Below are 785 nucleotides of genomic sequence, written 5' to 3'. Positions count from 1 at the left end.
GACGAAACCAGCGCACGTGATATGACCTCTCGTTCAGCCCCATCAAAAGGGACAACCCAAGCTATCCCATTGCGTATCCGCGCGCGAAGGAGTTCTGTCAGCATGGTGTCATCAAGTTGACAATACGCAGGGCGGCGCAATTCATGTCTCTCGGTTGATATTTCTGTTCATGATCGTTGCAACTTTCGCAAGGACCGTCCCAGCCAGCGCCAGCAAGACGATGATGCGGACAAGGTGATGGGTCGCCACAAAGGCCACGTCAGCCTGGATCGCCAGCGATACAAGGCTCATCTCATTAAGGCCCCCGGGCGCGTAGGCCAAAAGAAGCTGTGCAGTGCTGTATCCGGTCACGGCGTGCACGCCTCACGCGGTGACTGCGGCGACCGCCATCATGATTACCGTTGATACAATCGCCAGTCGCAGCGCGAAAAACACGTCCACGGGCTGACTGCCTTTGAACCGGCAGCCGACGATGGTCCCCAAGAAAATTTGGGCCATGATGACGAGAGCAAGTGGCGGGCTGCCATGGGTGATCTCCACCATGTGCACGGCTGCGCTCAGTGCCATCGGGCCAATGAAGGTGGGGGCTGGCAGTTTCAGACCCAGTCCCAAAGCACTCCCCAGTACGGCGCAAAGGCCAAGTATCAGCAGATCCAACGGCAGTGTCAGGTTATTATTGATGGCACGCCAGAACGGAGCTGCATTTTGATTTCAAGCGATCAACTCGTGTGCATACTCAGTCCAAATTTCGAAGGCATCGGCTCGGGCGTGGCGGTAGGAACGGG

The 785-nt window shown here is 56.9% G+C and carries 1 pseudogene; it reads right to left on the bottom strand.

What is annotated here, in order from left to right:
- Nucleotides 1–141: 141 nt before the first annotated feature.
- Nucleotides 142–663 (bottom strand): annotated as a pseudogene (locus tag KIN_RS22520) (AbrB family transcriptional regulator).
- Between the last annotated feature and the right edge of the window lie 122 nt (nt 664–785).

Source organism: Litoreibacter roseus (genome assembly GCF_009811795.1).
GTDB lineage: Bacteria > Pseudomonadota > Alphaproteobacteria > Rhodobacterales > Rhodobacteraceae > Litoreibacter > Litoreibacter roseus.
The sequence above is the reverse complement of the archived record's forward strand: the minus strand, read 5'-3'. Positions and strand labels throughout refer to the sequence as shown.